Annotated in this window: 14 protein-coding genes; 6 read left to right on the top strand and 8 right to left on the bottom strand. The window is 69.2% G+C overall.

The genetic code is table 11. The features are described 5' to 3' along the window. Positions 1-938: 938 nt before the first annotated feature. The 4 genes from ABD210_RS05455 (at position 939) to ABD210_RS05440 (ending at position 6,597) form a co-directional block, all read left to right on the top strand. Complete coding sequence (locus tag ABD210_RS05455; protein WP_344109453.1) at positions 939-1,808, top strand: CPBP family intramembrane glutamic endopeptidase; 870 nt, start codon at positions 939-941, stop codon at positions 1,806-1,808. Between the two features lie 4 nt (positions 1,809-1,812). Next, positions 1,813-4,578, top strand: coding sequence for an AAA family ATPase (locus tag ABD210_RS05450; RefSeq protein ID WP_344109451.1), 2,766 nt, complete (start codon positions 1,813-1,815; stop codon positions 4,576-4,578). An 88-nt stretch (positions 4,579-4,666) separates the two neighbouring features. Further along, a complete protein-coding gene (locus ABD210_RS05445; protein ID WP_344109448.1) occupies positions 4,667-5,887 on the top strand; it encodes an FAD-dependent oxidoreductase in 1,221 nt (406 codons plus the stop codon). Continuing rightward, entirely contained in the window at positions 5,884-6,597 is a 714-nt protein-coding gene (locus ABD210_RS05440) for a DUF1345 domain-containing protein (RefSeq protein WP_344109446.1), read from the top strand. The genes ABD210_RS05445 and ABD210_RS05440 overlap by 4 nt, the downstream gene beginning before the upstream one ends. A gap of 38 nt (positions 6,598-6,635) precedes the next feature. Here ABD210_RS05440 and helR read toward each other — a convergent pair whose 3' ends face one another. The 4 genes from helR to ABD210_RS05420 all read right to left on the bottom strand — a co-directional run bounded on the left by helR (position 6,636) and on the right by ABD210_RS05420 (position 12,023). Further along, on the bottom strand, positions 6,636-8,813 hold the full coding sequence (helR, locus tag ABD210_RS05435; protein WP_344109444.1) for an RNA polymerase recycling motor ATPase HelR: 2,178 nt from the start codon (positions 8,811-8,813) through the stop codon (positions 6,636-6,638). A 1-nt stretch (position 8,814) separates the two neighbouring features. Continuing rightward, on the bottom strand, positions 8,815-10,020 hold the full coding sequence (locus ABD210_RS05430; RefSeq protein WP_344109442.1) for a glycosyltransferase: 1,206 nt from the start codon (positions 10,018-10,020) through the stop codon (positions 8,815-8,817). Positions 10,021-10,459: 439 nt separating this feature from the next. Beyond that, on the bottom strand, positions 10,460-10,729 hold the full coding sequence (locus ABD210_RS05425) for a hypothetical protein (protein WP_344109440.1): 270 nt from the start codon (positions 10,727-10,729) through the stop codon (positions 10,460-10,462). Between the two features lie 109 nt (positions 10,730-10,838). Continuing rightward, on the bottom strand, positions 10,839-12,023 hold the full coding sequence (locus ABD210_RS05420; protein WP_344109438.1) for a hypothetical protein: 1,185 nt from the start codon (positions 12,021-12,023) through the stop codon (positions 10,839-10,841). A 339-nt stretch (positions 12,024-12,362) separates the two neighbouring features. On the opposite strand from ABD210_RS05420, the gene ABD210_RS05415 reads away from it, so the two are divergent. Further along, a complete protein-coding gene (locus ABD210_RS05415) occupies positions 12,363-12,758 on the top strand; it encodes a low affinity iron permease family protein (RefSeq protein WP_344109436.1) in 396 nt (131 codons plus the stop codon). Positions 12,759-13,236: 478 nt separating this feature from the next. On the opposite strand, the gene ABD210_RS05410 is transcribed toward ABD210_RS05415, so the two are convergent. From ABD210_RS05410 to ABD210_RS05395, 4 genes are all read right to left on the bottom strand, one after another. Further along, positions 13,237-14,061, bottom strand: a complete 825-nt coding sequence (locus ABD210_RS05410; RefSeq protein WP_344109434.1) for a VOC family protein — start codon at positions 14,059-14,061, stop codon at positions 13,237-13,239. Further along, positions 14,058-14,393 carry an ArsR/SmtB family transcription factor gene (locus ABD210_RS05405; RefSeq protein WP_344109432.1) on the bottom strand — a complete coding sequence of 112 codons (336 nt, stop codon included), beginning with the start codon at positions 14,391-14,393 and terminating at the stop codon, positions 14,058-14,060. Before ABD210_RS05405 ends, ABD210_RS05410 begins: the two co-directional genes overlap by 4 nt. Positions 14,394-14,559: 166 nt before the next feature. Then, positions 14,560-15,192, bottom strand: coding sequence for a response regulator (locus ABD210_RS05400; protein ID WP_344109430.1), 633 nt, complete (start codon positions 15,190-15,192; stop codon positions 14,560-14,562). Continuing rightward, the gene (locus tag ABD210_RS05395; protein WP_344109428.1) at positions 15,189-16,160 is read right to left on the bottom strand and encodes a sensor histidine kinase; all 972 of its coding nucleotides are present in this window, start codon (positions 16,158-16,160) and stop codon (positions 15,189-15,191) included. Before ABD210_RS05395 ends, ABD210_RS05400 begins: the two co-directional genes overlap by 4 nt. A gap of 250 nt (positions 16,161-16,410) precedes the next feature. Between ABD210_RS05395 and ABD210_RS05390 the strand changes: the two genes are divergently transcribed. Continuing rightward, the gene (locus ABD210_RS05390) at positions 16,411-18,180 is read left to right on the top strand and encodes an ABC transporter ATP-binding protein (RefSeq protein WP_344109426.1); all 1,770 of its coding nucleotides are present in this window, start codon (positions 16,411-16,413) and stop codon (positions 18,178-18,180) included. Positions 18,181-18,372 lie beyond the last annotated feature (192 nt).

Here is an 18,372-nt window from a genome sequence, read left to right as displayed (position 1 = left end):
CCCACAGGGTGCGGTAGCCGAAGAGGGATCCGGTCTGGCTGTTGAAGACCAGTTCGCCGATGTCGACGAAGCCACCTAACGCCGCGATGACACCCCAGCGCGATCTGCAGGTACTTGTTCAGGAGCTCATCCTCGAGGCCTTCTCCCCCAGCATGTCGAGTGCCGCTTGAGCCTGTCTGGCAACGGACGGATCGTCGCGCACCCTGCTACTGATAGGGGTAGGAGGCAACAACTTACGGCCAGTAAGAGCCGGTCCATCTCGTGGCGCATGGCAACCTCCAATGGTCAGCACGCCGCGCTATCTAGTGCCCAGTCTTGTCTTTGTTGAAGTTTCACCGCGGCCAGCCGCCCAGAATGAGCGTGGCGAGTCGGAGATCACTGAGCGAGCGTGGTGTAGAGCTCGGCGACGATACGGTGGCCGACGGCAACCATTCCTGAGGCGCGGTCAGCCGTCCCCCAGTGCAACCGAGGCGCGCAGGAGCGCGACGCCCCTCGATAGTTGTTCGGACGTTGCCGAGGGCACCTCTCACGCGTCCTAGGTCTCTCACGACCTACATGGCTCGCCCGCGATCCCGCTTTGCAAGCTAACCAGCCCACCACGGGTGGCGAGCAGGGCGGGCCCCGGTCCCTAACCCGGCAAGCAATCCGCGCGGCCAGATCCAAACCAGTTGGTACATGCCGCCCAAGTACCCAGCGCTAGTGCATGAATGCGCCGAGTACTGGCCGCCGTCGGAGCCACTTCACGCTTCGGGGGTATCTCAGCGTCAACCAGGCCGCACTCGCGGAACCGCCCGCGGCGAGATGACCACGCCGGATTTCGAACGTCCTAGCTCGGCGTCTCCTCCCGCGTCGAGGTCGCCGGGGGTGGAGCGCGCTGACGGCCGAGACAGGTGACCACACGGATGCGGGCCCGGGCGCCGGGCGGCGAGGCTGTCGGCATGTTCAGTTCCCTCACCGAGCGCCAGAAGGGCGTGACCTACTACCTGCTCACCCTCACCATGGCGATCCTGGTGGCGACGCTCGGCCCCACGGGCGGGCCAGGCGACGCCGACCGGCTGCAGATCCTCAACATGCTCACTGCCACCGCGGGCGTGCTGCTGATGCTGCTGGTGGTCACCCGCGACGGGTACCGCCGGGCGGGCTGGGCGCAGCTCGCCTTGCACCGCGCCGGATGGCGGTACTGGCCGCTGGCGCTGCTGGCGCCGGCCGCGATCCTCGGCGCCTCCTACGCCGCGGCCACCCTGGTGGGTGCGGTGTCGTGGCACTTCGCCTCCGACACGCTGCTCAACCTCGCGATCAATATCGTGATCGGCTCGGGCTTCGCGCTGACCGAGGAGGTCGGTTGGCGGGGATATCTGCTGCCGAAGCTGGCCGCGGGCAACCGCCGGGCCGCGCCGGCCCTCGTCGGGTTCCTCCACGGTGTGTGGCACGTGCCGCTCATGCTGTTGACCACGGCGTATAACCCGGTGGGCAACCGCCTGATCGTGGTGCCGATGTTCCTCGCGGTGCTGACCGGTGCCGGCGTGCTGTACGGCTACCTCCGCGACCGGTCCGGCAGCACCTGGCCGGCGGTTCTGGCGCACGGGACGTTCAACGCTGTCCTGGGCGTCCTGGCCGGCGCGGCCGCCAGCGTCGACCCGCTGCGGACGGCATACCTCACCGGCGAGAGCGGTGTGTTCACGTTGGCCGCCGTGATCGTCCTGGCTTGGCTGCTGACCGTGCGCGCCCGGTCGGAGACCGGGAAGCAAGAGCCACAACAGCGGCCGCGGGCGCGATCGCAACCGGGGTCCCGGCCGGCAGTATCCTGACCATGTGCTGCACGGCCGGACCGGTGAGCTGGCGGTTCTCGACGGCCTGCTCGACCGGGTCCGCCAGCGGCACAGCGACGCGCTGGTGATCCGGGGTGAGGCCGGCATCGGGAAGTCGGCTCTGCTCGCCTACTCGGCCGAGCGCGCTAACGGCATGCGGGTGCTGCAGGCGGCCGGCGTCGAATCCGAGGCCGAGTTCGCCTTCGCCACGCTGCACCAACTGCTGTGGCCGGTCCGCGACGGCGTGGACGGACTGCCAGGTCCGCAGGCCACGGCCGTCCGCGCGGCGTTCGGCCTGGCACCGGCGCCCACCGAAACCATGTCCGGTGGCAACCACCGGTTCCTCGTCGCCGTCGCCGCTCTCACCCTGCTGGCCGACGCCGCCGAGCACCAGCCGGTGGTCTGCCTGATCGACGACGCGCAGTGGGTCGACCAGTCCTCGGCGGACGCGCTGCTGTTCGTGGGCCGACGGCTCGGGGCGGAGGGAGTCGCGCTGGTGTTCGCCGCCCGGGACGACGACAGCGCGTCGGGGACGGGGTTCGCCGCGCCAGAATTGCCGGAGCTGCGCCTTGCCGGCCTCGACCGCGATGCAGCCGCGGCGGTGCTGGCCGAACGGCGCTCCGGCCCGTTGCCACCGGAGGTGGTGGCCGAGCTGGTCGGCCGCACCGGCGGGAACCCGTTGGCGCTGCTGGAGATCACCCTGTCGCTGCAACCCGACCAGCTCGTCGGCGCCGCTCCACTGCCGAGTGCGCTGCCGATCGGCGCGCGGATGGAGCGCGCGTTCCTGGCACGGGTACGCCGGCTTCCAGAATCTGTCCAGGTGCTGCTGGAGGTGATCGCGGCCGAAGACACCGGTGACCTGGCGACTGTGCTGCGCGCGGCCGAGGCGCTCGGCGCGCCAGGCCCGGAGTCGCTGGACATGGCGCAGGAGGCGGACCTGACCCGCATCGACGCCGGGTGCGTGGAACTGCGCCACCCGCTCATGCGCTCCGCGGTGTATCAGGGTATGAGCTTCCTGCAGCGGCACGCGGTACACGGGGCGATCGCCGACGCGCTCGACCCGGACGTCGCCGACCGCCGCGCCTGGCACCGGGCCGCCGCCTGTGCCGGGCCGGACGAGGAAGCCGCAGCCGCGCTGGAACAGGCGGCCGACCGGGCCCGCGACCGGTCCGGTACCGCAGCGGCAGCGACCGCGCTCGAACGCGCGGCCGAGCTGAGCACCCACGACGACGCGCGCGGCCGACGGCTGGCGGCCGCCGCCGAGAACGCCTGGCTGGCCGGGCAGGCGAGGCGGGCGCAGGCACTGGTCGAGCGGGCCGCGCAGGTCGCGCGCAGCGAACCGGAACAGGCCCTCATCGCCCACCTACGGGGGCAACTGCAGCTCCGCACCGGGGTGCCCGCCGAGGCGGTGGACACACTCGTCGGCGGTGCGGCGCTCGCGGTCGGCCACGACCCGGGCCGGGCGCTGGAGATGCTCCTGACCGCGGCCGACGCCGCCGCCTACGCCGGCGAACCGGGCCGGCTCATCGACATCGCGCGGCGGGCGGCGGCGGTGCCACCGCAGCGCGACGAACGGGCCCGCTTCGCGGTGTGCTACCTCACCGGCCTGTCTAGCGTGTTCCGCGGTGACATGGCGCGCGGAGCTGAACTGCTCGACGAGGCGGACGCCCTTGCGGTGACCTTCGACGACCCGGCCTACCTGCTGTGGGCGGCCACCACCGGGCTGTACACCGGACGCGGCGACTCCAAGCAGCTGGTACTCCGGGCGGTGGCCCGCGCTCGGGAACTCGGCGCCGTCGGCGTCCTGCCTTACGCGCTCGAGTTCGCCGCCCTCGGCAACGCCATGGCCGGCCGCGTCACCGAGGCGGTCGTGCAGGCGTCGGAGGGCCTGCGGCTGGCGCGCGACACCGGGCAGGAGCCGTCGGCGTCCAACCTCCTGGCCGCCCTGGCCACGGCCGCCGCGCTGCGTGGACGCGAGGAGGACTGCCGGGCGTACGCCGAGGAGGCGCTGACGCAGGCCGTCCCGCGCCGGCTGGGCCTGACTGTCGCCCTGTCCTCACGGGCGCTGGCGCTGCTCGACCTCGGTCTCGGGCGGCCGGCCGAGGCGCTCGAACGGTTCACCTCGATCGCGTCGGCCGCACCCGGCGCGGGCCATCCGTTCATCGCCCTGACCTGCACACCGGACCTGGTGGAGGCAGCCGTCCGCGCCGGTTGCCCGGACGTCGCGGCCGAGGTGGTTGCCGGCTTCGCCGAACGGTCCCGCCACGCGGGCCCCGGCCAGCGCGGCCTGCTCGCGTACTGCGAGGGCCTTGTCGCCGAGGAGGGAGTCCCGGACGAGGGATACGCGGCTTTCGACGAGGCGCTGGGCCTCTTCCCGCCGGGAGCGATGCCGTTCTGGCGGGCCCGGATCGAGCTCGGGTACGGCGAGCGGCTGCGCCGGGAGCGCCACCGCAGCCGGGCCCGGGGCCACCTGCGCGCCGCGCTGGAGACGTTCGAGCGGCTCGGCACTACGCCGTGGGCCGACCGGGCCCGCACCGAGCTGCGTGCCACCGGCGAGACCACCCGCCGGCCCGACGGCACCGCCGCTATCAGCGAACTCACCCCGCAGGAGCTGCAGATCGCCAGCTTCGCCGGTCAGGGCGCCAGCAATCCGGCGATCGCCGCCCAGCTGTTCCTCAGCCGCCGGACCGTGGAATACCACCTGCGCAAGGTGTTCCAAAAGCTGGGCGTCAGCTCGCGGACCGAACTCGCCGCGCTCGACCTGCATTGATCGCTGGCGTACTTACCCCGAGGGAACCGGCACTCACCAGTGAGCTCGCTGATGCGGCCGGCCGGGTCCCGACGCGAGGCTGGTGGCCATGCAGACAACACCTCTCTCCGAAGGAATCGCGATCGTCGGCGGCGGACCGGCCGGCCTGGTGGCCGCCATCGCGCTCGCCCGGCGCGGCATCCAGACCACCGTCTTCGAGCGCGACGTGCACCCGGACGCCGCGCCCCGCTTCAACCCCGACCGCTCCTACACGATCGACATCACCGGCCACGGCCTGCGCGCCCTGCGGCACCTCGACGTCACACCGTACTTCGACGCGCGGATGCTTCAGTTCAAGGGCATCCAGTACCAGGGCCGGGTCGTGGACGACTGGCCGGAACAGGGTTGGACAGGTTCGCGGGGGGACATCGTCCGGTCGCTGATGGCACCGATCGCCGAGCAGTACCAGAAGTACGTGGACTTCGCGTTCAGTTCCCGGGTGACCGCGCTGGACGTCGAAGGCGGCACGCTCACCTCCGAACAGGAGGATGGTCCGCCGGTGACCCGGCGGTTCGACCTGATCATCGGCGCGGACGGCGCCGGTTCGGTCGTGCGGCAGGCGATGCAGCAGCAGGTGGCGGGCTTCACCGTGGAATCCCGGTCGATCCCCAACTACGTGACCATGATCGAGCTCGACCAGGTCGGCGACCAGCTCGACAAGGAGTACCTCCAGGCGCTGTCGATCCGGCATTTCTGCGTCGCCGGCGCTGTGCCGGGCGACGACGGGCCGGGCAGCCCGCGCTGGTTCTGCGCGGTCGGCACGAAGGAAGCACCGGACTTCGCCACCCCGGCTCAGGCGCGGCAGTACCTAGCCAAGGTCTGCCCGCCGATCCTTGACCTTGCCAGCGACCTGTCGATCGCCGCCTTCGCGGACCGGCACAGCTACCACGTCGGGCTGAGCACCACCTGCTCGCAGTTGCACGGTGGCAAGGCGGTCCTGCTCGGCGACGCTGCCGCGCCGTTCCCGCCGATCGGGCAGGGTGTCAACGCCGCGATGGAGTCGGCCACCGTGCTCGACACCCACATCGGCGCCCTCGCCGGGACCGATCTCACCGAGGCCGCCGCCAGTTACAGCGCCGCCTGGAAACCGGAGTCCGACGCAGTCACCTGGATCAGCGAACGCGTGCTGTTCGACAATCCGCTCAACACCCTGCGCTCAACTGTCACGATGGCGCTCGGCGTGAACGTGGTCGGCCAGGCCAAGAGCGTCCACACCTCCTACGCGGAGGTCAGGGAGAACGCCAGAAAGATCGGCTGGCTGTGGAAATGACCGCAACCCGTACCGGCGAGCCTCAGACGATGTCGGCCATCCCCGCGCCCTCTCTGTATCACCGGTCCGTGGGCTGGCATGCGCCCGCGATGCGGCGCGCCCTCATCGTGACAGGCATCGGCCTGGCGGTCGCACTGGCGATGCTCGCGTTCATGCCATGGGAGCTGGCGGCGACCACTGGGTGGAACGCCGCCGCGCTCGCATTCCTGTCGACGGTCTGGCCGATCATCCGGCGTGCCGAAGGATCCCTTACGCGGGACTTCGCCACCCGCGACGACGAGACCCACCGCTCCGCCCCGGTGCTGCTGCTCAGCGCCAGCGTGGCCAGCCTGTTCGGCGTCGGTTTCGCCCTCGGACGCGCCGGGACCGAGACCGGCGGAATGCGACTGGCGCTGATCGCCGACGCGATCCTCACGGTCGTGTTGTCCTGGGCCGTGATCAACACGGTGTACACGCTGCGGTACGCGCACCTGCACTTCGACTCCGCCACGGACGGCATCGTGTTCGGCGACTCCGACGAAGGTCCACCCGACTACCGGGACTTCGCCTACGTGGCGTTCACCATCGGGATGACCTACCAGGTGTCCGACACGACCGTCCGCAACCGCCGCATACGGCCGACCGTGCTCGCACACGCCGTGCTGTCGTACGTATTCGGGGTCGTGATCGTGGCGGGTGCCATCAACCTGGTCGCCGGACTCATCCGTTGATCTCCCCCGTCATCCCCTCGAAGAGGTCTTGGCCGACGTCAGGAACTCGTGAGGATGACGAGTCGCTGGGTCGCTCGGGTCATCGCGACATAGCGGTCGACCGCTCCTTCGATGCCCTCGCCGAACGCCTCCGGGTCGATGAGGACGACCAGGTCGAACTCGAGCCCCTTCGACAGCTCCGGGGTCAGCGATCGGACGCGGGAGGTCGCCCTGAACGTGCCGTCCTTAATTCCATCGGCGCCTATGACGCAGGCGATCCCGTCGGCGTGCGCGGCGAGCCAGGTGTCGAGGATCGAGCCCAGCTCCGAGGTCGATCCGTGGACCACCGGGACGTCGGTGCTGCGGATGGAGGTCGGCACGTTGGCGTCCGGGAGCACGGCCCGGATGACCGGCTCGGCTTCCGCCATGACCTCTTCCGGCGTCCGGTAGTTGATGCTCAGAGAGGCGAGGTTGATCCGGTCGAGCCCGATCCGCTCGAGCCGTTCCTGCCACGACTCCGTGAACCCGTGCCTCGCCTGGGCACGGTCCCCGACGATCGTGAAGCTCCGGGACGGGCAGCGGAGCAGCAACATCTGCCACTCCGCGTCGGTCAGTTCCTGAGCCTCGTCCACGACGATGTGCGCGAACGGGCCGGCGAGCAGGTCCGGGTCGGCGCTGGGCAGTGCTGTCTCGTCGACCAGGGCGTCCTTCAGATCCTCCCCGTGCAGCAGGATCATCGCGCCCTCGTTGTCGTCCTCGGCCTGGAGCAGGTTGTCGATGACATCGGCCATGCGTTCGCGTTCGGCGGCAGCGGCGGCCTTCTGCCGACGCTTCCGTCGTGACGCCCCCGGGTCGCCGAGCCGCTGATTTGCCGCGTCCAGGAGAGGCAGATCGGACACCGTCCAGGCCTGGGCGTCCCGGCGCTGCAGCTTCTGAATTTCATCGGGTTCGAGCCAGGGAGCGCACATGCGCAGGTAGGCGGGTACTGACCACAGGTCTCCGACGAGGTCTGCCGGTTCGATCAGCGGCCACGCCTTGTTGAAAGTGCTGACCAGATCCTCGTTCCGCTCCAGTGATCTACGCAGCAGGTCGGTCGAGACGTCGTCGTCTTCGTACTCGTCTTCGTGCTTGTCCATCAGGATCGTGAGCAATTCCTCCCAGACCTGGTCGCGCGCCTCGTTGTGCGGAGTACCGGAGTCTGCTGCTCCGAACGCCTCGGCCCAGTCGGCGGCGCTGAGCCAGATGTCGGACCAGTGGGTCTCGACCGTCATCGGCTTGGTGGGCGGCTCCTCGTAGAGCCTGACGGCCGGCTCGATCGCCTTCACCATGTCCGCGGACGACTTGAGACGGGCCACGTCCTGGTCGGTCTCGAGCTGAGCCGCGGCTCCGCCGGGGACGAGGTCCCGCAGGGTGCAGGTTTGCACGCCCTCCTCTCCGAGGCTGGGGAGGACGTCGGCGACGTAGGCCAGGTAGGGCTGGTGAGGACCGACGAACAGTACGCCGCCCCGGCGGTGACCGAGTCGAGGGTCGGAGTAGAGGAGATAGGCGGAGCGGTGCAGAGCGACGACGGTCTTTCCCGTACCCGGACCGCCGTCGACGACGAGAGCGCCTCGGGAACCAGCGCGGATGATGGCGTCCTGGTCGGCCTGAATGGTGCCGAGCACGTCTCGCATCCGGGACGACCGGTTGCTGCCCAGGCTGGCGATGAAGGCGGACTGGTCGTCGAGCGCTGCGTGCCTTTCAAACCCGTCCGAGGTGAACACCTCGTCCCAGTAGTCGCTGATCCGGCCGCGGGTCCAGCGATACCTGCGACGGCTTGCCAGACCCATCGGGTTGGCGTGGGTCGCTCCGAAGAACGGCTCGGCCGCTGGGGAGCGCCAGTCGATCAGCAACCGACGACCCGCGCTGTCCGTGAGGCCAAGTCGTCCGACATACAGGGGCTCGGGGTCGTCTGTGCTGACGATGTGTCCGAGACACAGATCCAAACCGAAGCGACGCAGGGCGCGCAGGCGAGCGGCCAGCCGGTGGATCTCCATGTCCCGGTCCATCGCCTCCTGGCCGCTGCCGCCAGGTGCCTTGCGCGCCGCATCGAGACGGTCGGACAGGTCGCCGATCGACTGTTCAAGACTTTCCGCGATGGCCGCGAAGTGCCGCTCATCGCCGGCGATCTGCGTCGGGTCGGCCTTGGGGGTGAGGTGGTCGGGAAGGTCGAACGCGCTGGTAGTCAGGGGGTTCACGTCAGCGGCTCCGATCGAGCAGCAGCTTCGCTGCCACCATCGCGCCGTCGGTTCGGATCGTGCCGGCCACGGCGGTTGCTCGTGCGTGGGTCTCGCGGGTCAGGGTCGTCTTGAGCGCGACTGACAGGGACTCGATGGTCGGAGTCGGACCGTCGTGCGCCGCGCCGATGCCCAGGTCGGCCACCCGGGTGGCCCAGTAGGACTGGTCGCCCGCCTGGGGTACCACCACCTGAGGCGCGCCGGCCCGGGCAGCCGTGGTCGTCGTGCCCGCGCCGCCGTGGTGCACGACGGCGGCCACCCGGCCGAACAGCTGCTGCTGATTGACCTCGCCGACGACGAGACAGTCGTCCCGGTCGTCGATCAGGGCCAGGCCCGCCCAGCCGCGCCCGACGAGTGCGCGGCGGCCCTGCCCGCGGATCGCCTCGATGGCCACCTGGGCGATGTCCTCCGAGACGCGGTGCATGCTGCCGAAGCCGACATACACCGGTGGTTCGCCGGCGTCCAGGAACGCCACCAAGTCGGCCGGCAGCGGGCGCTCGTCCGGCAGGACCCACGCACCGGTGTGCACGACGTCGAGGTCCGAGGTCTCCTGCCACGGACCCAGGGTCGGGTCCGTGGCTAGCCACGGGTGGTCGGTGAAGGTGAAGTTGCGGACGTCGTCCACCGACGGCAGACCGATCGAGGCCCGGTGGGTGTTGAGCGCCTCGCCGTGCAGCGCGTTGAAGGTCTGGGCGTTCAGGTCCCACAGCACCCGGTTGTCGGTCATCTCTGGTGGAAACGGCCGGCCCGGCAGGAGCGCCGGCGGCGGCGCGTGGTGCGGCGACGGCAGCAGGAACGGGCAGAAGGTCGCGTACACATAGTGGATGCCCAGCTTCTCGGCCACCGACCGCGAGGCGAAATGCGCCATGCCGGTCGCCAAGAGCGCATCACATCCCTCGGCTGCCTCGGCGACCGTGTCGAACTGCGTGGCGATCAGCTCGGTCACGCGCCGGGACACGTCCGCCGACGACGACGGCCGCACCATCGAGCGCATCGGCCGGCCGATCGGCACCAGCGGCACGCCGACACGGGCCAACAGTTCCGCGAAGTCCTCGTCCGGCGGCGCACACACCCGCGCCTCCGCGCCGAGTGCCCGCAACCGCACCGCGAGTCCCACCAGCGGTTCGACGTCCCCGCGCGACCCATACGTCGTCAACAGCACACGCATTTGGTGACTTCCGTTCCCGTAGGTTCTGCCTTCGGCCGACGATTCTGCGGCACGAACAGGGGCTTGCGGCAAGCCCCCCGGCGCGCTATAAGTTGAGAGTGGAAAGGGGTAAATACTCTCCTTTCCCTTTTTTGTTCACTCTTGATGGACAACCCCCTCGCGAAGCGGCGGCACGCCACGTACGGCGCGACCGTCGGCCCAGGGGATCTCCCATCGGCCTATGGATGCAGCCGCGGAACGTTCAGCAAGTCCGCCTTCGACCTCGTCGAGAGCGCGGCCATTCTCAGGGAGTTCGTCGCCGAGGCGCAGGACTCAGGAAGGCTCAGTTGGCCCTGGGCGAGCTCAAGCATCCCGGCTGGGGCAAGGACCTGTCGACGTACGGCTGCAGGGACCACACCCCTGCGTCAAGCACGTGAGGCACAACCTCGCGCAACCGGACCTAACTCAGCCAGTCGCCGATCCCGCCCCATGCCCGCTCCAGCGCTCGGGCCTGGTCGGGGTGCCAGTTGGACACCTGCTCGTGAGCGGCGCGCATCTCGGCGATGCCACCGCGATGGTCGAGCAGCTTACCGATCTCCTTGGCGCGCAGGCTGAACTGGAAACCGTCCGCACCGATACGGACCAGTTCGCGGACCAGCGGGTCGAGCTGGTCCAGCGGGGTACGCCGCCGGGCGCTGTACTTCGCCCGTTTCCGCGCGTACTTCGCCACCAGCCGCTCGTTACGCCTCTCACGCCCCCACACGGGACCTAACGATCGCGATGGCGTCCACCCCCGGCGTACGCCTTCACCCGGAGAGATCCAGACGGAAGAGGCTCGTTCATCGGGCGAAGGCCGCGACGAAGTCACGGCTGGACGGGCTGAAGTAGCGGCCGGCCGGCCGCTCCTGGTTGGACAGAAGCTTGTGAGGGACGGGGTTGGCCGCGTCGGGACCCGCCGAGTAGTACATGAACGACATCCACGCCGGGTTGATGTCGAGTTGCATCCCCTCGACGCATCCCGCGCGCTGGAGGAGGTCGGCGAGGGTCCGCGCCGACAGGGCGGGCCCGTAGACGTAGACCAGGCGCCCGTCCCGGGTCAGGCCCGCCCCGGAGCGCCAGACGAAGTACCCTCCCCCGAGGGTGCGCCCCCAGGAATTCCCGGCATTGGTGTCCACGGCAGCGGGGACGGTGCCGTGATCGACGATCAGTCGCAGGTTCTGCCGGACTCCCACGACTCCGGGACCCATCGCGACGTCGCGTCCCCACGCGCCGATCGCCACCTGACCGTCGCGGTGGAACACCAAGGATGCGGCTGACGGCTGGAGGACGCCTTTAGTGACCCCGTTCAGGTAGAACCCGCCGCCGGCCTCGTTGATCTTGAAGCCGCCGTTGAAGGTCGCCATGAGGCCCTTGCGTGCCCCCGGCAGGACCGACGTCGCCGTACCCCAATTCCCGGTGCCGGGGTCACTCTCACCTGGATGCAGCTGGAACCGCAGGAGGCGGGTGTTCATCGAGACGACCCCGGCGAGGTACGACGTGTGCGTCCGATCCGGTCGCAGGAAGGCCCCGAGAACCGCCGGAGTGCCGTGGACCTGCTCCAGGACGCGCCAGGCTCCCTCGCCTCTCAGCGGGGTGCCCGCGGGTGAGCCGAGCGGCGGCGGCAGCGGCGTGCGCCGGGACTTCGGCGTGCTGGCGGGGGGCGCGAGCGTCACGGAAGGTGTTCCGCCGACCTTCGGTGGGCTTGCCTGGTACTGGGCCGCCTCGAACCACGTCACGACGGCACCGAGGGCGTGGTCACGACCCCACCCCGCCAGCTTGGCCGCCACGCTGTCGTTCCCTGGCGCCCTCAACGCCGAGCCCACCGACCAGCCGAGCCACATGAGGCCGACGACGAGGAGCAGCGCGACGATCCGCCGCAGTCCTTTGAACCGGGGCTTCCGATGCCGGCGGGGGCCCGCGTGCTCCGGGCCGCCGCGAGATGCTGCCGCGGTGACGTCACCGCGCGGCGAGGCCGGTGGGTTCATGATGTCTACCTCCTACCGCGGTCGATTTCGGCGACCCCGTCCATGGTCGTGCCACAGGATCCGTCCAGGACGTCGGAGCCACCGGTGGGTGCGCGCGTCCTGCTCCACCACGATCCGCTCGCCCGCCTGAGGAGATGCTGAGCGAGCGAGAGGCCGTCGCAGTGGGTCATTCCGCTGCCTCGCCCTACGGCACCCCAAGGATTCGCATGCAGCTAGAGGGCAGAACTGGCGGGGCGCGGATTCTCTTGCGGGTGTCCTCGGTGTGGGGGTCCGTGAGCGCCAGCGATGGCTCGGGCGCGTGAGGTGTCCGGATGGTGGGGTCCGCACTAGGCTCCGGCAATGGAGCGAAGCGAAGCGGCTGAGACCCGCGTCCAGGGTGATCGGCGGTCGCTGTTCGACCGGTTTGTGCAGACGGCCTACCTGCGGGTCAGCCAGGCGCCGTTCTTCTTCCTCTGCGTCGGCATCGTTGTTCTCTGGCTGGTCAGCCTGCCGCTCTGGGCGGACCTGAAGGCGTGGCAGGTGGCGATTCACACAGTGGCCAGCGTCGTCACCCTGCTCCTGCTGGTTCTGCTGGAGAACGCCGCCCGCCGGACCGAGGAGGCCTCCCAGGAGAAGCTCAACGTGATCGCCGAGGCGCTGGCCGAACTGATGGCATCGCAGGCCCGCACCGATCCCGACCTCGAGGAAGCCACCAAGAAGCTGCGCGACGCCATCGGCCTGGAGGAGCGCCATTGACATGCTGCGAACGAGGCGGGCCTGGGCAGCGACCACCTGTCTGGCCGCGGAGGGCTGGGGGGTGCGGCCTTGACCAACAGTGGGGACCTGGGACACGTCGTCGGGACCTTGAACACGTTATTTCGTGTCCGCGGTCCCTGTTTGGTGTTCAAGGCCACCACTTCATGACCGCAGCGGGCCACCGAGTCGGGGTGCTGATCAAAGGCGGTGTGGTTCGGCGGGTTCGTGAGCCCCGGAGCACCAACGCTCATCAACCGCGGCTGAGCCTCCAGCCGAGCGTGCGTAGGCCTGCTCGCGACCAGGACCCGCAGGTTGTGAGTGCTGGCAGTCCGGGCCTGTCCCTGCAACATCACAAAGTCCGGCTGTCGTACTAGGCGTCTTTCTGCGTCGAGGCACTGCATTACTTGGCCGTGCTGCAGGCGGCGGCTTCCACGGAGCGGAGATGCCGCCGCATGGAAGGCGCCGGCTCTGCCAGGACTTACTGCATCGTGGGTCTGGCCTGCGCGAAGGTCCAGCGGTGTCCTTCGAGGTCGTCGGCCTCGTAACAGCGGTACCCGTGCTGGCGGATCTCGGAGACGATCTTGGCTCCGTTCTCCGAACTCCGGGCGAAGTGCGCGTCGAGGTCGTCGACGTAGATCCAGACCCCGTGGTCGACCGGCCGCGGCTCGGGGGCTCGCTCCTTCAGCTCGAAGAGCAGGATCGCCGAAATACCTACGTGGAGCTCGATCCAGGAAGGCTGTTCGCCGACCGCGGGGATCCGGTCCCAGGAATCCAGGCCGAACACCGTATGCAGCCAGCGGGCCGCTGCGGTGGGATCCTCGTAGTACAAGGCGACGTTCAGCCGATCGAGCTCGCGCGGTGTCCGCTCCGCCGACTCTCGACGGGCGGCCCAGGCAGCAAACCACGGGATCACATTCGGCCAGAAGTAGAACGCCTTCTTGCCGCCCTGCACCAGGGCCTGCTCCACGCTGACCCGCGTTCCGCCGTCGAAGGGCTCGAAGCGGATCTCGGTGTCGGTGTCGTCCACCGAGCTGCGGTAGGCCAGCCGCGATCCGGGCTCCCAGACAGTGATCTTGCCCAGTTCGAGCACATCCTCGTCGGACGTGTCGCTGCCGGGCCGGTAGACCTCCAGGATCCTGCCGCCCACCCCCGGCTCGATCTGCATCCCCACGGCCCGGGCGGCATCGAAGAAGTTGATCGGCCCCCTGACCCACCACAGGTCGATCTCGTCGGTGAAGATCCGGAACGCCGTCGCCGGATCAGCGGCGACCTCGACGGATGCGGACGCTGACTGCTTGGTCACGATGTCTCCTTCCGCTCGACGTGCTTCTTGAAGGCGCCCAACTGCTCCTGCCAGTGCGCCTGGACCTGGTCAAGCCAGGCCTGGACGGCGACGACCGGCTCCTGGCGCAATCGGAAGACCCGCAGCCTGGCGTCGTCCGGCACTCGCTCATCGGTGATCACCTCGGCGGACAACAAGATTCGCAGGTGCCGGCTCATCGCCGGCGCCGACGAACCAGTCGCGACAGCAAGCTGACCGGCTCGCTGCGGTCCCTCCCCCAGCAACCGCACCACCTGCCGCCGGGTCGGATCAGCCAGCACCTCGAAGAAGCGATCCACCTCGTCGTCCACCATGCGCCAATAGTTACATCCCTGGTTAAATATTGGCAACCCCGTGAAGCAGGACAATCGCCCACGTAGTACGGGCGTGACCTCGTACGTCGCGTCAGCGGCGCGGCCCGATCGGCGGCCAGCCCGAGGGCGCGCTACACCTGGACGATGTGGTGGAGCCGGGCGGGGATCATTGGTTGGGATGGCCGAGATCGTGGCGTTGGGCCCAGAGGGCAGCCTGGGTCCGGTCGGCGACACCGAGGCGATGGAAGACGCTGGTCAGGTGGGCCTTGACCGTACGCTCGCTGATGCCGAGCCGGCGGGCGATCGCCCTGTTGGGGAGGCCGGAACCGAGCATCTCCAGCACCTCCTGCTCACGGGTGGTGAAGGTGATCTCCTCCGGCTGCTCGCGTCGGCTGTTGAGCAACATCCGAGCCGCCATCGGATCCAGTGGCGAGCCGCCGAGGACCAGCTGGCGGATGCCGCCGAAGATCGCCTCGGTGGCGGTGTTCTTGAGCAGGTATCCCTCGGCGCCGGCCTCCAGCGCGGCCAGGATGCGGTAGCGGTCGCTGAACGAGGTCAGCACCAGCACGTGGGTGTGGGGGTTGTCCGCGACGATGCGACGGGTGGCGGCGATTCCGTCGGTGCCTGGCATCGAGAGGTCCATCAGGACGACGTCCGGGTGGAGCTCGGCCGCCATCGCCACCGCCTGCTCGCCGTTCTCCGCGCTCCCGACCGGCTGGAGATCATCGGTCTCGGCGAGCAACTGCGACAACCCGGTCCGGACGACCTCATGGTCATCGACGATGAGCACCCGAATCATTCGACCGGGACCTCGACCATCACTCGGGTGCCGCGGCCCGGAGCGGCAAGGACCTGCAGCATGCCGCCGGAGGCCGACATCAGGTCGCCGGTCGCCCGCAGGCCGAAGTGCCCCTTGCTGATCCGTTCCCGCAGCCGCGCTTCGTCGAACCCCCGCCCGTTGTCTTGCACCACAAGCGTCGCTTGCCCGTTCCGGCGTCCTGCCTTGATGACCACGCCGCTGGCGCCACTGTGCGTGGCCACGTTCCGGACGGCCTCCTGGGCGGCTCGGAAAATGAGGGCCGTCGCGGCCGGCGGCAAGCATTCTGCCTCCGCGGTCTCGAGCTGCACGTCCATACCGGCTCGTTCGAGGTCGTCGGCCAACCCTGCCAGCGCACAACTGATGCCCAGCTCGTCAAGGTCCGGTGGATAGTTGTCGAACAGCAGAGTCCGCAGTGCTCCGATGGAGTCGCGCAGCCGGGACGCGCTGTCCGCGATCACCTCATCGCGCTGATCAGCGGACGCAGTGCCGATCCGCAGCCGCTCCAGCGCGTAATTGATCCCGGCTAGGTCCTGCACCACTCCGTCATGCAGCTCACCGGCCAGCCGACGCCGTTCCAAGTCGCATGCTTGCGCCGCATGTCGTCGCAACCGCTCATGCTCGCACTGCTGACGCTGGCTCCGTCTGAGCGCCCACCACGCCGTCAGGATCATCGCCAACTCGATGGCCAGCAGCGCCCCGACGGACGGCTCCTTCAACCTGTGCAGGACGGCCCGGGTTCCGTCCGTGACAGCCCAGGCATCCAGCCGAGGCTCCACCACGGCCCGCACCGCCGCGAACGTGTGCTGTCGCGTCGCCTCGACCGCTTCCACCGCTCCGACACGCAGGGCGATCAGAGGGATCGGAGCGACCGCCACTGTCAGCGCGACCAGTGACGCGATCGCGAAGCGCACCAGCAGGCTGGCGATCGCGGAAAACCCACGACCCACTGGCGCCCTACGACACAACTCCCCCAGAATCCCCATCTTCACTCCCCCGGTGGCCCCCTCCTTCGGATCATAGGCCTGTACTACGCGGGTAAGCAGACTCCAGACGTGTCGGGCATCCGCAATAGCGCGAAACTCGATCCGCAGTAGCGCTGACCGCACAGCCGGCGACCGAAACGGCGGGTACTAGCCCAAATGGGCGAGGGCAGGTAGTAGCCCAAATGTGCAATAGCGCAACAATGATGACCCCGCAATGGTTGAACGCATGAAGGTGCCGTTGAGTCTCAGTGTCGCGGGCCCCAGTGTCCGTTCACACACTCCGGCACTGGCCGCTGGGGCGATCCTCGTCGTGGTGCAGGTCGGCGTCGCATTGCTGCGTCCCTGGCCGTTGGCCCTGGCGGTGGACTACGCACTCGGAGGCAAGCCGCTGTCAGGGCACCTCGGGTTCTTGGCCGGGGTGGAACCGGCGAAGTTGCTGATTCTGGCGGCTGGGGCGACAGTCGTGCTTACGACGGTCGATGGCCTGCTCGAAATGGCTACCGTGCGCACTGCCGAAGGCGCGGCCGAGCGGATCGGCGCATCACTTCGTGCCGCGATGTTCGAGCGCGCGATGACCCGATCACTGCGGTGGCACGACCGGATGCGCAGCGGTGAACTGGTATCCCGGTTCACGACTGACGTAGGCCGGGTGCTGGACGGCGTCATCGCCATCACGATCTCCTTCCTGCCCGACGCGGTAATGCTGGTCGGCGTTCTCGTTCTACTCCTGGCCTTCGACCCCGGCCTGCTGCTGATCGGCCTGACAGTCGTCCCGGTGCTGGCCGGGCTGGCTGTGCGCCAACGCGCCCGCATCAGGGCTGTGGAGCAGGACGCCCGGGCCGAATCCGGTCGGCTGGCCGGTACGACGACCGATTTGTTGCGCAACGTCCGCGCCGTGCAGGCATTCGCTCGGACTGATCACGCCACCGGCGAGTTCGGCAAACAAAACCAGGCCGTGCTCGACGTCGAACTGCGCGCGGTCAGGGTGGACGCCCGCTGGACGCCGGTGGCCGACGTCCTGCTGGCGATCGGGTCCGCACTGGTTCTGGTGGTCGGCGGGATGCACGTGCTGGCCGGCGCGATGAGCATCGGCCAACTCCTGGTGGTGACCGCCTATCTGCGCGATCTCTACTCGCCGGTCCGCGGGCTGACCCGGCTGTCAGCCGTGCTGGCCAAGGCCGGCGCCAGCGCGACCAGAGTGCAGGACGTCCTGGAGTGCGACGAGGCAGTCACCGATCGCCCCGGTGCCTGGACGGCGCCACCCCTCATCCAGGACGTCCGATTCGAGAAGGTCGGGTTCCGCTACGAGCCGGGGCAACCGGTGCTCGAAGACTTCAACCTCCGGATCGCCGCGGGCGAGACCGTTTGCCTGATCGGCCCCAGCGGCATCGGCAAGAGCACCGTCCTCCATCTGCTGCTCCGGCTGTACGAGGTCAACACCGGCCGGGTGCTCATCGATGGGGTGAACGTGCGCTACTGCGCCCAGCAGACCGTGCGGAACCGGTTCGCCTATGTGCCGCAGGACCCGTGGCTGCTTGACGCAACAGTTGCGGAGAACATTGCCTTCGGCAACCCGGCGGCCACCCGCGCCGACGTGCTCGAAGCCGGCCGGACCGCTCAGGTGGACGAGTTCATCGGCCGGTTGCCCCACGGCTACGACACCTCGCTGGGGGAGGGCGGCGTCCGGCTGTCCGGCGGTCAGCGTCGTCGGATCGCCATCGCCCGGGCTGCCGTTTCGACAGCACCGATGCTACTGCTGGACGAGCCGACCGCATCGCTCGATCCCCGATCCGCCGCCTCGGTCGTCAAGGCGATCCAGGCCGCCACCCAACACCGCACCGTACTCCTGGTCACCCATGACCAGCACCTGGCCGCCATCGCGGACCGGGTAGTCAATCTCGCTCGCCCGGGGTCCACGGCGCGAGCCAGCAAACCTGAGATCACTGCAGATCTCAAACAAAGGGAGAAAAGAGGAGGGGGGTGAACATCATGCCTCGGATCGAACCGATCATGCACCGTGACGGACATGACGACGGCGGGCGCAAACGGCGGCACAAGAAGCACCACGGCGGCCACGGCGGTCACGGCGGCCACGGCGGCCACAGCAGGAGCCGTAGCCGCAGCAGGAGCCGCAGCAACAAGTGCTGATATCCGGCAATCGTCGGCCGCCGAGAGA

Source organism: Kribbella alba, assembly GCF_039529635.1.
Taxonomy (GTDB): Bacteria; Actinomycetota; Actinomycetes; order Propionibacteriales; family Kribbellaceae; genus Kribbella; species Kribbella alba.
The sequence above is the reverse complement of the archived record's forward strand: the minus strand, read 5'-3'. Positions and strand labels throughout refer to the sequence as shown.

What these genes read in the sequence shown, in the direction of transcription:
- ABD210_RS05430 (WP_344109442.1), bottom strand. Translation starts at nt 10,020, where the DNA reads ATGCGTGTGCTGTTGACGACGTATGGGTCGCGCGGGGACGTCGAACCG.
- ABD210_RS05420 (WP_344109438.1), bottom strand. Translation starts at nt 12,023, where the DNA reads ATGAACCCACCGGCCTCGCCGCGCGGTGACGTCACCGCGGCAGCATCT.
- ABD210_RS05405 (WP_344109432.1), bottom strand. Translation starts at nt 14,393, where the DNA reads ATGGTGGACGACGAGGTGGATCGCTTCTTCGAGGTGCTGGCTGATCCG.
- ABD210_RS05400 (WP_344109430.1), bottom strand. Translation starts at nt 15,192, where the DNA reads ATGATTCGGGTGCTCATCGTCGATGACCATGAGGTCGTCCGGACCGGG.
- ABD210_RS05415 (WP_344109436.1), top strand. Translation starts at nt 12,363, where the DNA reads ATGGAGCGAAGCGAAGCGGCTGAGACCCGCGTCCAGGGTGATCGGCGG.
- ABD210_RS05440 (WP_344109446.1), top strand. Translation starts at nt 5,884, where the DNA reads ATGACCGCAACCCGTACCGGCGAGCCTCAGACGATGTCGGCCATCCCC.
- ABD210_RS05445 (WP_344109448.1), top strand. Translation starts at nt 4,667, where the DNA reads ATGCAGACAACACCTCTCTCCGAAGGAATCGCGATCGTCGGCGGCGGA.
- ABD210_RS05390 (WP_344109426.1), top strand. Translation starts at nt 16,411, where the DNA reads ATGGTTGAACGCATGAAGGTGCCGTTGAGTCTCAGTGTCGCGGGCCCC.
- ABD210_RS05455 (WP_344109453.1), top strand. Translation starts at nt 939, where the DNA reads ATGTTCAGTTCCCTCACCGAGCGCCAGAAGGGCGTGACCTACTACCTG.